11 protein-coding genes are annotated in these 12,532 nt (G+C 59.2%); 7 read left to right on the top strand and 4 right to left on the bottom strand.

Annotated features, from left to right (window positions below; translation table 11 throughout):
- Positions 1 to 38: 38 nt before the first annotated feature.
- The 4 genes from crr to cysK form a co-directional block, all read right to left on the bottom strand.
- Complete coding sequence (gene crr / locus I6L34_RS16930) at positions 39 to 548, bottom strand: PTS glucose transporter subunit IIA (protein ID WP_005338264.1); 510 nt, start codon at positions 546 to 548, stop codon at positions 39 to 41.
- 42 nt (positions 549 to 590) lie between these two features.
- Positions 591 to 2,318 (bottom strand): phosphoenolpyruvate-protein phosphotransferase PtsI, encoded by a 1,728-nt coding sequence (gene ptsI / locus I6L34_RS16925; protein ID WP_058058331.1) that lies wholly within the window; start codon positions 2,316 to 2,318, stop codon positions 591 to 593.
- A gap of 46 nt (positions 2,319 to 2,364) precedes the next feature.
- Complete coding sequence (locus I6L34_RS16920; RefSeq protein ID WP_005338266.1) at positions 2,365 to 2,622, bottom strand: HPr family phosphocarrier protein; 258 nt, start codon at positions 2,620 to 2,622, stop codon at positions 2,365 to 2,367.
- A 440-nt stretch (positions 2,623 to 3,062) separates the two neighbouring features.
- A complete protein-coding gene (gene cysK / locus I6L34_RS16915; protein WP_005338267.1) occupies positions 3,063 to 4,031 on the bottom strand; it encodes a cysteine synthase A in 969 nt (322 codons plus the stop codon).
- A gap of 159 nt (positions 4,032 to 4,190) precedes the next feature.
- On the opposite strand from cysK, the gene I6L34_RS16910 reads away from it, so the two are divergent.
- The 7 genes from I6L34_RS16910 (at position 4,191) to exeC (ending at position 12,520) form a co-directional block, all read left to right on the top strand.
- Entirely contained in the window at positions 4,191 to 5,033 is an 843-nt protein-coding gene (locus I6L34_RS16910; RefSeq protein ID WP_005359032.1) for a MoxR family ATPase, read from the top strand.
- 3 nt (positions 5,034 to 5,036) lie between these two features.
- Positions 5,037 to 6,200: a VWA domain-containing protein gene (locus I6L34_RS16905; RefSeq protein WP_216955034.1), complete on the top strand. Its 1,164-nt coding sequence runs from the start codon at positions 5,037 to 5,039 to the stop codon at positions 6,198 to 6,200.
- A gap of 54 nt (positions 6,201 to 6,254) precedes the next feature.
- Positions 6,255 to 7,376, top strand: a complete 1,122-nt coding sequence (locus I6L34_RS16900) for a beta-ketoacyl-ACP synthase III (RefSeq protein ID WP_058057779.1) — start codon at positions 6,255 to 6,257, stop codon at positions 7,374 to 7,376.
- A gap of 49 nt (positions 7,377 to 7,425) precedes the next feature.
- Positions 7,426 to 8,871, top strand: a complete 1,446-nt coding sequence (locus I6L34_RS16895) for an HD domain-containing phosphohydrolase (RefSeq protein WP_058058334.1) — start codon at positions 7,426 to 7,428, stop codon at positions 8,869 to 8,871.
- 327 nt (positions 8,872 to 9,198) lie between these two features.
- Positions 9,199 to 10,767 (top strand): ExeA family protein, encoded by a 1,569-nt coding sequence (locus I6L34_RS16890; RefSeq protein ID WP_040065846.1) that lies wholly within the window; start codon positions 9,199 to 9,201, stop codon positions 10,765 to 10,767.
- Positions 10,767 to 11,459, top strand: a complete 693-nt coding sequence (gene exeB, locus I6L34_RS16885) for a GspB family T2SS assembly factor variant ExeB (protein ID WP_139406035.1) — start codon at positions 10,767 to 10,769, stop codon at positions 11,457 to 11,459. The genes I6L34_RS16890 and exeB overlap by 1 nt, the downstream gene beginning before the upstream one ends.
- A 227-nt stretch (positions 11,460 to 11,686) precedes the next feature.
- Complete coding sequence (gene exeC / locus I6L34_RS16880) at positions 11,687 to 12,520, top strand: GspC family type II secretion system variant ExeC (protein WP_139406527.1); 834 nt, start codon at positions 11,687 to 11,689, stop codon at positions 12,518 to 12,520.
- The last annotated feature ends 12 nt before the right edge of the window (positions 12,521 to 12,532 follow it).

Genomic DNA, 12,532 nt, shown 5'->3' with positions numbered 1-12,532 from the left:
GGTTTTTTACTGCGCAACTGGCGTGAGCCAGCCGGGCATTACTTCTTGATACGGATAACCGGGGTCTCGCCCACAGTCACGGCACCAGTCATTTTGATCAGCTCTTTGATCTCGTCCATGTTGGAGATGACAACCGGAGTCAGGGTAGACTTGGCTTTCGCTTCCAGAACGGCCAGATCGAACTCGATGATGGTGTCGCCGCGCTTGACCTGTTGACCTTCCTGAGCGATACGCTTGAAGCCTTCGCCTTTCAGTTCAACGGTGTCGATACCGAAGTGAACGAACAGCTCGATACCGGAGTCGGATTCCAGAGAGAACGCGTGGTTGGTCTCGAAAATCTTGCCGATGGTACCATCGCACGGAGCAACCATCTTGTTGCCAGCCGGCTTGATGGCGATACCGTCACCAACGATCTTCTCGGCGAAGACAACGTCAGGCACATCTTCGATCGGCACGATTTCGCCAGACAGCGGAGCAAAGATTTCGATGCCGCCGGTGTCAGAGCTATCGTCGGAAACCAGTTTCTTCAGTTTATCAAACAGACCCATATAAAGCTCCTAGAGATGATTTGTCGCTGTTTGCAGCCGATCTTAGCAGACTGCTTTCTGCTTAATAAAGTTATCTACGCACGCTTCGATTTCAGCAGCGGTGGCAAAGCTCAGTGCTTGATCAGCCATTGCCTTCACATCTTCGAAGTTGGTGTTGCGGATAAGCTTCTTGATACGCGGTACAGAGATGGCGCTCATGGAGAACTCATCCAGACCCATACCCAGCAGCAGCAGGGTAGCGCGCTCGTCACCAGCCAGTTCACCACACATACCGGTCCACTTGCCTTCGGCGTGGGACGCATCGATAACCATCTTGATCAGGGTCAGGACGGAGGGTGACAGCGGGTTGTACATGGCGGAGATCATCTCGTTACCACGATCGACAGCCAGAGTGTACTGGGTCAGGTCGTTGGTACCGATACTGAAGAAATCCACTTCCTTGGCCAGATGATGAGCCATCACGGCAGCGGCCGGGGTCTCGATCATGATACCCACTTCGATGGATTCATCAAAGGCTTTGCCTTCGGCACGCAGTTCGGCTTTCAGCGTCTCTACGGTGGCTTTCAGGCTACGGAACTCTTCGACAGAGATGATCATCGGGAACATGATGCGCAGTTTGCCGAAGGCAGAGGCGCGCAGAATGGCCCGCAGCTGAGCGTGCATGATGTCTTCGCGGTCGAAGAAGATACGCACGGCACGCCAGCCCAGGAAGGGGTTCATCTCTTTCGGGAAATTCATGTAGGGCAGCTCTTTGTCGCCGCCAATGTCCATGGTACGCACGATGATCGGCTGATCCGGCATCGCTTCGGCCACTTCTTTGTAGGCTTTGAACTGCTCTTCTTCGGTCGGCAGCGCGTCACGGTCCATGAACAGGAACTCGGTACGGTACAGACCCACGCCTTCGGCGCCATTGCGGATGGCACCTTCGGTATCCTTGACGGTACCGATGTTGGCGCACACTTCGACCTGGTGACCATCCAGCGTGATGGCAGGCAGATCTTTCAGCTTGGCCAGCTCATCTTTCTCGGCCTGGAACTGAGCCTGGAACTTCTTGGCTTCGGTCAGCTGTTCAGCGGTCGGATTGATGATGATCTGGTTGTTGATCGCATCCAGCACCAGCATGTCACCGTTCTTGACGCGCTCGGTGATGTCGTTGGTGCCTACCACGGCCGGCAGCTCCAGGGAGCGGGCCATGATGGAGGTGTGAGAGGTACGGCCACCGATGTCGGTGACGAAACCCAGCACATATTTCAGGTTGATCTGAGCGGTTTCAGACGGGGTCAGGTCTTTGGCGACCAGGATCACCTCTTCGTCGATGGTGCTCAGGTTGACAACGGCGATTCCCAGTACGTTCTTGACCAGACGGGTACCGATGTCACGGAAGTCGGTAGCGCGTTCGCGCAGATAAGGGTCATCCAGCTCGGCCATCATCTTGGCGTACTGTTCGATCACCTCATAGATGGCTTTGTCAGCGGAAGCCTTGTTGTCTTTGATGAAGGATTTGATATCCCCTTCCAGCTCCTCATCTTCGAGCAGCATGATGTGGCCTTCGAAGATGGCCTCTTTTTCCTCACCGAAGGTGCGACCGGCCATCTCTTTGATGGCTTCCAGCTGGGTAGCTGACTTGGTACGTGCTTCGAGGAAACGGTTGATCTCGGCATCAATCTGGTCAGCAGAGATTTTGCCCTGATTGATAACGATTTCATCTTCTTTCAGAAGAAGCGCCTTACCGAATGCGATACCGGGGGACGCAAGAATGCCAGATATCATAATCCTTCCTATTAAAACGACTGTGGGGGAGGAATCTAAAGCTGGATTACTCCAGCTCGTCCATCAGGGCAACCAGCTTCTCAACAGCTTGCTGAGCATCCGGGCCATCAGCCTGGATAGTTACGTTGGTACCCTTGGTCAGGCCCAGGGTCTGCAGCTTGAACAGGCTCTTGGCGCTGGCGGACTTGCCACCGGAGACCACAGTGATCTCGCTTTGGAATTCTTTGGCTTCTTTCACGAACTGAGCTGCCGGACGGGTGTGCAGGCCGTTTTCAGCAGTAATAACAACAGACTTCTCGTACATGGTTTCACCCCATATTATTGATATTTTTTGGTGGGTTGGTCGTTTTTGAAGCAACCTGACCCACCGTGTCAGTATGGATATGTTGTAAAGTAACGAAAGCAGACCCGCAATGGTTTAATCCAGGTCAAGTTTCTGTGCAGTAATCGGCGCGCTGGTTGGCAATTTTCAGTTATTGGGCTACAAGCCGCATCAGGACTGGCCTGAAATTATTTTATAACGAAAAATAACACTTTGTTACTTTGTGATACCGAGCCAGCAAACACCTCGTGACGCCGCACAGGATATGAGATTTAGAGCGGAATGTCTGCTTTTTTTCTCACTCCGGAACTTGTTATTTTACCCCAAAAAATAAGGATCAAGTGACACTAACAGGGGTTGAGTCTAGCCCATAAAGAAGCGGCGCTCCTGGGAGCGCCGCTGTTTTGAAAGATTCCGATCAGTTACTGCTGCAGTTCCTGCTCGCTGAACACCCCGGCAAACAGGGCGCTGGAGAGATAACGCTCCGCCGCACTCGGCAGGATGACCACTATGGTTTTGCCCGCAAATTCTGGCAGCTCGGCAAGACGGCTGGCAGCCACCACTGCAGCACCGGAGCTGATACCGGCCAGGATCCCCTCCTCCTCCATCAGGCGACGGGCCATCTCGATGGCTTCATCGCTGGTCACCTTCTCCACCCGATCGATGAGGGAGAGGTCCAGGTTGCCCGGGATAAAGCCGGCGCCGATCCCCTGGATCTTGTGGGGGCCCGGTTTGATCTCTTCCCCGGCCAGCTTCTGGCTGATGACCGGCGACTCGGCCGGTTCGACAGCGACAGAGACCACCGCCTTGCCTTTAGTCTGCTTCAGATAGCGGGAGACCCCAGTAATGGTACCGCCGGTACCGACCCCGGCCACGAACACATCCACTTCGCCGTCAGTGGCATCCCAAATCTCGGGGCCGGTGGTCTTTTCGTGGATCTCCGGGTTGGCCGGGTTTTCAAACTGTTGCAGCAACACATACTTGCCCGGCTCGGATTCGAGGATCTCGTTGGCCTTGGCAATGGCCCCCTTCATGCCAAGCGGCCCTTCGGTCAGCACCAGATTGGCACCGAGCGCCTTGAGCAGCTTGCGGCGCTCCAGGCTCATGGTGGCCGGCATGGTCAGGGTGATGGGATAGCCGCGAGCTGCCGCGACAAAGGCCAGAGCAATACCCGTGTTGCCGCTGGTGGGCTCGATGATCTCCTTACCCTTGGTCAGGATACCGCGCTTCTCGGCATCCCAGATCAGGTTGGCACCGATACGGCACTTGACGCTGAAGCTGGGGTTGCGGCTCTCGATCTTGGCCAGCACGCGGCCTTTGGTAACACGGTTGAGACGAACCAGCGGGGTGTGACCGATAGTCTGGCTGTTGTCCTCAAAAATTTTGCTCATGGTGCTATCCCTGTGTTTGTTACGACGATGAAACAAGATTACCCTGTGGTTTCTGAATGAGAAGTGACTATTCGTTATAACCATATGGTATTACAACATATAGAGCTTATTCTCTCTGGCCCCTGACTCCGGGCGCCAATCGTCAAAGGAACCGACGTTATGGGATTTTCAGGAAGCAGCCAGTATCTCGCCTCCGATGCATTGAAGATGGCTGTCAATGCCGCCATCACCCTCGAAAAACCGCTGCTGATCAAGGGGGAGCCAGGCACCGGCAAAACGGTGCTGGCAGAAGCGGTCGCCGACCATCTTGGCACCGATCTCATTGCCTGGCATATCAAGTCCACCACCAAGGCCCAGCAGGGACTCTACGAATATGATGCGGTGGCCCGGCTGCGCGATTCCCAGCTCGGCGATCCCAGAGTGGCCGATATCAGCCACTACATTCGCCAGGGCAAGCTGTGGCAGGCTTTTAGCGCCGAGCAGCGACCTGTGCTGCTGATCGACGAGATCGACAAGGCCGACATCGAATTCCCCAACGATCTGCTACTGGAGCTGGATCGGATGGAGTTCGACGTCTACGAGACCGGCGAGCGAGTCAAGGCACGCCAGCGGCCTGTGGTCATCATCACCTCCAACAATGAGAAAGAGCTGCCGGACGCCTTCCTGCGCCGCTGTTTCTTCCACTACATCCGCTTCCCCGACAAGGCCGAGATGCAGGCCATCGTCAAACTCCACTACCCCGACCTCAAGGAGAGCCTGCTTGGCGAAGCGATGGAGCTCTTCTTCGAGCTGCGCGAGGTAGAGGGGCTGCGCAAGAAGCCCTCCACCTCGGAGCTGCTGGACTGGATCCGCCTGCTCTTGGCCGACGATATCGCCCCCGAGGCGATGCGCGCCCGCGAGCCCGGCAAGCTGGTGCCTGCGCTATATGGCGCCCTGCTCAAGACCGAGCAGGATTTGCATCTCTTCGAGAAGCTCGCCTTTTTGGCCCGACGCGGCAGCTGACCCATGCTGATCGACTTTTTTACCCACCTGCGCCGCCACAAGCTCCCATGCAGCCTGCGCGAGCTGCTGGACTTGCACGCCGCGCTGGCAGCCCGGCTGGTCGCTGCCGATATGGACGAGTTCTACCAGCTCTCCCGCTGCCTGTTGGTAAAAGACGAGGCCCACTACGATCGCTTCGATCGCGCCTTCGCCGAATACTATGAGGGTCTGGAAGCCATCCCCCTGCTGCCGGAGAGCCTGCCCGAGGAGTGGCTGCGCAAGGAGTTCGAACGGCTGTTGAGTCCAGAGGAGAAGGCGCTGCTCAAATCCCTTGGCGGACTCGACAAGCTGCTGGAGACCCTCAGCCAGCGGTTAAGCGAGCAGAAAGAGCGCCACGCCGGCGGCAACAAGTGGGTGGGGACTGGTGGCAGCAGCCCGTTTGGCCACGGCGGTTTTCACCCCGAGGGCGTTCGCATGGGTGGAGAGGGGCTGCACGGCAAGGCGGCCAAGGTGTGGGAGGCGCGTCACTATCGCAACTTCAGCGACGACTCACCGCTCGGCCAGCGTGCCATTCAGCTCGCGCTGCGCAAGCTCAGACGCTGGGTGCGCAAGGGCAACCCGGACGAGCTGGATCTCGACGACACCATAAAAAGCTCTGCCCGCCAAGGGTGGCTCGATGTGAAGCTGCGACCCGAGCGCCACAACGGGGTGAAGCTATTGGTCTTTTTCGATGTGGGAGGCTCCATGGATGCCCACGTGGCCGAGGTGCAGCGCCTCTTCTCCGCCCTGCGCCACGAGTTCAAGCATCTGGAGTACTTCTATTTTCACAACTGCCTCTACGACTTCGTCTGGAAGGATAACAAGCGCCGCTTTGAGGAGCGGTTCGATACCCTGCGGCTGCTGCGCACCTATGGCAGCGACTACAAGGTTATCCTGGTGGGGGATGCCACCATGGGCCCCTACGAGATCACCTGGCCGGGCGGCAGTGTCGAGCAGTGGAACGAGGAGTCGGGTCAGGTGTGGCTCACCCGCTTGCAGCAGCACTTTCCCAAACTGGTGTGGATCAATCCCACCCCGCGGCGGGAGTGGCTCTGGCATCCCTCCATCAAACTGATGAATGACGTGGTTGGCGGACGGATGCATCCGCTGACCTTGGCGGGTCTCGCTGCGGCGATCGACCAGCTGTAACCCTCTCTACCCTATAAACCGACAAGCCGGGAACGCACCCGGCGAGGAGCAAAGATGACCTCTATCGTGATCAGTGGCTCAGGCCTCTATACCCCACCCTTTGCCGTCAGCAATGAAGAGCTGGTGGCCGCCTTCAACCAGTACGTAGATCTCTACAACGAGGAGAACGCCTCCGCCATCGACGCCGGCCAGCTCCCCGCCAAGCAGCACTCCAGCTGCGAGTTCATCGAGAAGGCATCCGGCATCAAGAGTCGTTATCTGGTGAGCCGAGAGGGGGTGCTCAACCCCGACATCATGCAACCGCTGCTGGCGGAGCGGCCCGATGAGATGCCCTCCATCATGGTGGAGATGGCAGTAGCCGCCGCCGAGCAGGCGCTGATCGCCGCCGGCCGCGAGCCCGGCGAGATCGATCTGGTGATCGTCGCCGCCTCCAACATGCCGCGCCCCTACCCGGCGCTGGCCATCGAGCTGCAGCACTATCTGGGAGCGAGCGGCATGGCCTTTGATATGAACGTGGCCTGTTCCTCCGCCACTTTCGGTATCAAGACAGCCGCCGACATGCTGGCGGCAGGCACCGCCAAACTGGCGCTGGTAGTCAATCCGGAGATCTGCTCGGGACACCTCAATTTCCGGGACAGAGACAGTCACTTTATCTTCGGCGATGCCTGCACCGCAGTGCTGCTGGAGCGGGAGACCGATTGCAAGGTGGCCAATCCGTGGCAGCTGGTAGCCAGCAAGCTGGTGACCCAATACTCCAACAACATCCGCAACAATTTTGGCTTTCTGAACCGGCTGAGCCCGCGTACCCGCTACAGCGACGACAAGTTGTTTCGCCAGCAGGGACGCAAGGTGTTCAAGGAGGTATTGCCGCTGGTGTGCGATCAGATTGCCAACCAGCTCGATGAGCAGGGCTGGCCCGCCGAGAGCCTGAACCGGCTCTGGCTCCATCAGGCCAACCTCACCATGAACCAGTTCATCGGTCGCAAGCTGCTGGGCCACGATGCCAGCCAGCAGGAGGCGCCGGTCATTCTTGATAGCTATGGTAATACCAGCTCGGCGGGTTCCATCATCGCGTTTCATCTGTACAATCGCGACCTTCCTGCGGGGGCTCGCGGCGTACTGTGCTCCTTTGGCGCTGGCTACTCCATCGGTAGCCTGCTGCTGCGGCGCCTGTAATGGCGGGCCTCCCGCCGACATAACAATAACCAGCAACATGGGTGGGAATATGCAGAGGATCACGGGGCGCTGCGCCCTGCACTACGGGGTAACCCTGTCACTATTTTGTCTCTATGGCTGGCAGGTTTGCCCGTTTCTCGAGAGTCTCACCCTGCCCCAGTTGCTGGGGCCGACCCTGGTGACGTTCGCCATCATGTTCGCCGTACGCAATTGGCTGCTCTCAAGGCGGCCCCTGCCGCGCAACGGGCTGGATGGGTTTGGACTGGAGGTGGGTTTCTACCTGCTGGGGGCACTGCTGCTCTCGAGCTACAACGCCCTGGCCCACAACTTCCCGCTGGAGAGTCACCTCAAGGTGCTGCTGGGGATGACCACCCTCGGCTTTCTGGTAGCGGCCGACCTGACTCTGGAGCGAGATTTGCATCGGGCCAGAGCACGGCAAGCCGAGCAGAGCCTGGCACTGAGCCACCCGCTGGCCATGCCGCTGCCACGCAAGTTCACCCTCTTTACTCTGGCGACCCTCACCCTGCTGGGAGGCGTCTTCTTCTTGCTGTTCAACAAGGATCTGGAGTGGCTGGTGACGGTGGAGCGCAGCCTGCCGAGGGTCGATGCACAGCACTACATCCTGTGGGAGATCGCCTTCGTAATGACGGTGACCTTCTGTTATCTCGCCCTCATTATTCACGGTTATGGTCGCAATCTCGGCCTATCCCTGCGCCAGCAGACCAGCACAATGGCCAGAGTACAGTGTGGTGACTTCGACGCCCGGGTGCCGGTCACCCGGGATGACGAGTTTGGCCTTATCGCCGCCAGCACCAATCAGATGATCGGTGAGCTGAAATCCCGCAGCGACGAGCTCAACCTGACCCGTGACGTGGCCATCCTTGGCCTCGCCTCGCTGGCGGAGACCCGGGACAACGAGACCGGCGCCCATATCATCCGCACCCAGCATTATGTGAAGGCGCTGGCGCAATACCTCAGTCGCAGTGATTGGGATCGCTATCCGCTCGATGACGCCACCATCGATCTGCTGTTCAAGTCGGCCCCGCTGCACGATGTGGGCAAGGTGGGCATTCCCGATGCCATCCTGCTCAAACCGGGCAAGCTGACCGACGAGGAGTTCGCCATCATGAAGCGCCACCCGCAGATCGGCGCCGATGCGCTGGCGAGTGCCGAGGCGCAGCTGGGCTCCAACTCCTTCTTGCGGCTGGCCCGGGAGATCTCCCTCACCCACCACGAGAAGTGGGATGGCAGCGGATATCCGGCAGGGCTGGCGGGTGAGGCGATTCCCCTCTCCGGGCGCTTGATGGCGGTAGCGGATGTCTACGATGCTCTCATCTCGAAACGGGTCTACAAACCTGCTTTCAGCCATGAGGACGCGAAGGAGATCATCGTGAAGGGGAGCGGCAGCCATTTTGATCCCGACATTGTCGCGGCGTTTCTCGCCTGCGAGGCGCAGTTCAGGGAGATTGCCGCGCAGTTTCAGGATCACCACTGAGCAAGTACATTCCGACCAGCTTGCCCTGATGGCTGACAGGGCAACCGGCGTCATAAATTGTACACAAACAGGTCTGGCGATCGCCGATTCAGCGCCATGCTGGCGGCATTTGCCACGCCGCGCCCATATTGATATTTCCCTTTATTTACAGCTGTTTTTTGTCATTTTGTGATCCGAGTTCGTGCCAATGACGCAACCGGGATCACAAGATGGCAGGAAAAGGCCGCAATTTGCCCTTCGGCGCCAATGATGGCTTCCAATGAAAGCGAGGTTTGCTATCATCCGGAGACATTTTTCATCTGTCGCCGGCTACAAAAGAATACCCTCATGTACACACAGTTCTTCGGCCTCTCGGAACACCCGTTTTCCATCTCGCCCAATCCCAAGTACCTCTATATGAGCGAGCGCCACGGCGAAGCCCTTGCTCATCTCAACTATGGATTGCAGGATGGCGGCGGCTTTGTGCTGCTGACCGGCGAAGTGGGCACCGGCAAAACCACCGTCTCCCGCTGCCTGCTGCAACAGCTGCCCGCCGAGACCGAGATCGCCTACATCCTCAACCCCTCCCTGACCGAACGGGATCTGCTGGCCGCCATCTGTGACGAGTTTCAACTCCCCTATCCCGAAGATGCCGGGATCAAGCGGCTGTTCGACCTTATTCGCGATCACCTGCTGGCCAACCTGGCGGCAGGCAAGCGCAGCGTGGTACTGGTGGATGAGGCGCAGCACCTGCTGCCCGGCGTACTGGAGCAGCTGCGTCTGCTCACCAACCTCGAAACCGACGAACGAAAACTGCTGCAAGTGGTGCTGATCGGTCAGCCCGAGCTGCAACAGATGCTGCGCCAACCCCTGCTGCGCCAGCTGGCCCAGCGCATTACCGCCCGCTATCACCTGCTGCCGCTCTCTCACAGCGATGTGGATGCCTACGTCCGCTTCCGGCTGCAAGTTGCAGGCTGCGTACAACCCATCTTCACCCCGCGCGCCATCAAGACGCTTCATCGCCTGAGTGGCGGCATCCCCCGTTTCATCAACCTCATCTGCGACCGCGCCCTGATCGCCGCCTTCGCCCGTGGCAGCTACAAGATTGTCCACAGCGATATCAGCCAGGCAGCCTTCGAGGTCAATGGCGTGCGAGACGAAGGGAGCTGGGCCTCCGGTCTGATGGTGACGCTGGCGGGCGCCCTGCTGGTGGCCGCAGGCTGGTGGGGCTGGCAATTTTTCGGCGTGTTCCCCACCCGTCCGGTAGTCAAGGTCGAGGTGCCGGTCACCATCGACGAGACCGCCGAGCAGCAGGAGCAGCTGACCGAAGCGATCAATCAGGCCATCGACCCCGACAGCGCCATGCAGAATCTCTATCGGGTCTGGGGTTATGAACCGGAACCGTTCGAGGCAACCTGTGACAACGCACCCCGTGCCGGTCTGCGCTGCCAGGAAGGAGAGGCAAGCCTTGACGAGCTGCGCGCCCTGCAGTATCCCGCCATGATCACGCTCACTGACCAGACTGGCGGCCTCTACTACGCGACCCTGGTCAATCTGGGGCCGAACAAGGCCAGCCTGATGATAGGTGACCAGAGCTGGCAGGTGGATCGCCAGTGGCTCAGCGACAACTGGGGCGGCAGCTACACCCTGCTCTGGCGCATGCCCAAAGGGGGCGTCAGCCTGATCGCCAGCAATGCCGGTCAGACCCAGATCCAGTGGCTCGACAACGCCCTGAGCCGTGCGCTGCAACAACCCGAGCGCAAGGTGCGCCGTTTCGATGGCGAGCTCAAAAACAAGCTGCAGCAGTTCCAGCGGGATCAGGGGCTCACCCCTGATGGCATCGCGGGCAGCAACACCCTGCTGCGTCTCAACGCCCTCTCCGGTGAACCCATGCCCAGACTGGAGGAGGCCTCCTGATGTCTACCCTGCTCAAGGCGCTGCGCCGTGCGCAGCAACCACAACTCTCCGCCCATATTCCAGCCATGGGCTTGCCCATGCCCCGGGAAGAGGAGCGCAGCCCACGCCGCATCGGCTGGTTGCTGGCCCCCCTGGCCCTGCTGCTGGGGGCGGGCGCCAACTATGGCTGGCATCTGCTCCACCTGCGCCCCATCGAGGAGAAGGTAGAGGTGAAAGAGGTGATCACCCCGCCCTTCGTGCGGGTCGAACCCAAGGCAATGGTGACCCGTCCACTGCCCCCGCCCCTGCCGGAGCCGGTGGCCCAACCCAGAGCAGTGGCCAAAAACGAAGGGACCAGTCAGGGGAATACCCCCGCGCTGAGTCTGGCCGAGCAGCTGATGAAAGCCCTCAATGAAACCCCATTGCAGGAGACGCCACACGCCGCCAGCCAGAACGTGCAACCGGCCCAGTTGATGACGCTGGGCTCGGCACCCCAGTCGGTGCGCCAGCAGGTACCGCAATTGAGCTATGGCTCTCATGTGTTCTCCTCCAACCCCGCCAAGCGGGCCGTGGTGCTCAATGGCCGGGAATACCGGGAAGGGAGCGAAATCGCCCCGGGGGTCGTGCTCGCCACCATCGACCAGCAATACATAGTGCTACAGGTCGCCGGACAGAGCGTGACCCTCAAGGCGCTGCAGGATTGGCGAGGGTGAGTACGCACCGTACCCTGATGTTCGCTGGCAAGCAGGATGCACCTCACCTGAGTGCCACTTTTGTGAGCATTCAAAGGTTTACGGTGTGATGAAATATCCATTTTTACGGTTTGGCGCGCCCCGACCCGTTGTGTCACAGCACTCCGCCGTACACAATACGCAGCCGCCCCAGAGCCTGGAATTTGTTGATTAATATGACGCTACGATTCAGGGATGACATCTTGACCATGCTGCTGGCCCAGTGCCGGCGGCTTCCCATGACCAGAGTCACCCAGGTGGCCTTTCTGGCGCTGCTGATCATACTGGCCCAACAGAGCGCCGCCCTCACCTGGCGTCTGCTCACCCTGGCAAACCCGCAAACCAGCCAACCGTGGCAACCCTCCGCAGTGGCGGTCAGCGGCCAGAGCAACCCGCGCCTTGAACTGGGCGAGGTGAGCCGACTGGCGCTGTTTGGCAAGGCGATCCCCAAGGCACAGGCCAAAGCCGCCGTGGCCGCCAATGCGCCGCGTACCCAGCTCAATGCCCAGCTCAACGGAGTGTTGGCGAGCTCGGATCCCGCCAAATCCATCGCCATCATCGCCATGTCCGGCATCCAGAACTCCTACGGGATCGGTGACATGATTGACGGCACCCAGGCGCGGATCCGGCAGGTCTATCCGGATCGGGTGATCATCGAACGGGATGGCCGCGACGAGACCCTGATGCTGGATGGCGAGGAGTATGGCAAGCCGCTGCCACAGACCAACGCCGCCCCCCTTGGCTCCCTGCGCAGCGAGCTGATGGCCGATCCGGGCAAGATCACCGATTACCTCAATATTTCACCGGTTCAGGTGGATGGCCGCATGACCGGCTATCGCCTCAATCCGGGCAGCAATCCTGAGTTTTTCAACCAGAGCGGGCTGCAGGCCAATGACCTGGCCATCAGCATCAACGGGCTGGATTTACGGGACAACATGCAAGCCATGCAGGCGATGCAGCAGATGGCTGGCGCAACGGAAATGACAGTGACCGTCGAGCGACAGGGCGAACAGTTCGACATCTATGTGCGCTTGTCAGAATAATGATTTGGAGTC

It is taken from the genome of Aeromonas sp. FDAARGOS 1404 (genome assembly GCF_019047085.1).
Taxonomy (GTDB): Bacteria; Pseudomonadota; Gammaproteobacteria; order Enterobacterales; family Aeromonadaceae; genus Aeromonas; species Aeromonas veronii.
Note: the sequence above shows the minus strand (reverse complement) of the source record. Positions and strands in the feature narration are given on the sequence as shown.

Excerpts from the sequence above, each read along its gene's own strand:
- exeC (WP_139406527.1), top strand. The coding sequence starts at position 11,687 with ATGCTGCTGGCCCAGTGCCGGCGGCTTCCCATGACCAGAGTCACCCAG.
- I6L34_RS16920 (WP_005338266.1), bottom strand. The coding sequence starts at position 2,622 with ATGTACGAGAAGTCTGTTGTTATTACTGCTGAAAACGGCCTGCACACC.
- exeB (WP_139406035.1), top strand. The coding sequence starts at position 10,767 with ATGTCTACCCTGCTCAAGGCGCTGCGCCGTGCGCAGCAACCACAACTC.
- I6L34_RS16900 (WP_058057779.1), top strand. The coding sequence starts at position 6,255 with ATGACCTCTATCGTGATCAGTGGCTCAGGCCTCTATACCCCACCCTTT.
- cysK (WP_005338267.1), bottom strand. The coding sequence starts at position 4,031 with ATGAGCAAAATTTTTGAGGACAACAGCCAGACTATCGGTCACACCCCG.
- I6L34_RS16890 (WP_040065846.1), top strand. The coding sequence starts at position 9,199 with ATGTACACACAGTTCTTCGGCCTCTCGGAACACCCGTTTTCCATCTCG.
- I6L34_RS16895 (WP_058058334.1), top strand. The coding sequence starts at position 7,426 with ATGCAGAGGATCACGGGGCGCTGCGCCCTGCACTACGGGGTAACCCTG.
- I6L34_RS16910 (WP_005359032.1), top strand. The coding sequence starts at position 4,191 with ATGGGATTTTCAGGAAGCAGCCAGTATCTCGCCTCCGATGCATTGAAG.
- I6L34_RS16905 (WP_216955034.1), top strand. The coding sequence starts at position 5,037 with ATGCTGATCGACTTTTTTACCCACCTGCGCCGCCACAAGCTCCCATGC.
- crr (WP_005338264.1), bottom strand. The coding sequence starts at position 548 with ATGGGTCTGTTTGATAAACTGAAGAAACTGGTTTCCGACGATAGCTCT.
- ptsI (WP_058058331.1), bottom strand. The coding sequence starts at position 2,318 with ATGATATCTGGCATTCTTGCGTCCCCCGGTATCGCATTCGGTAAGGCG.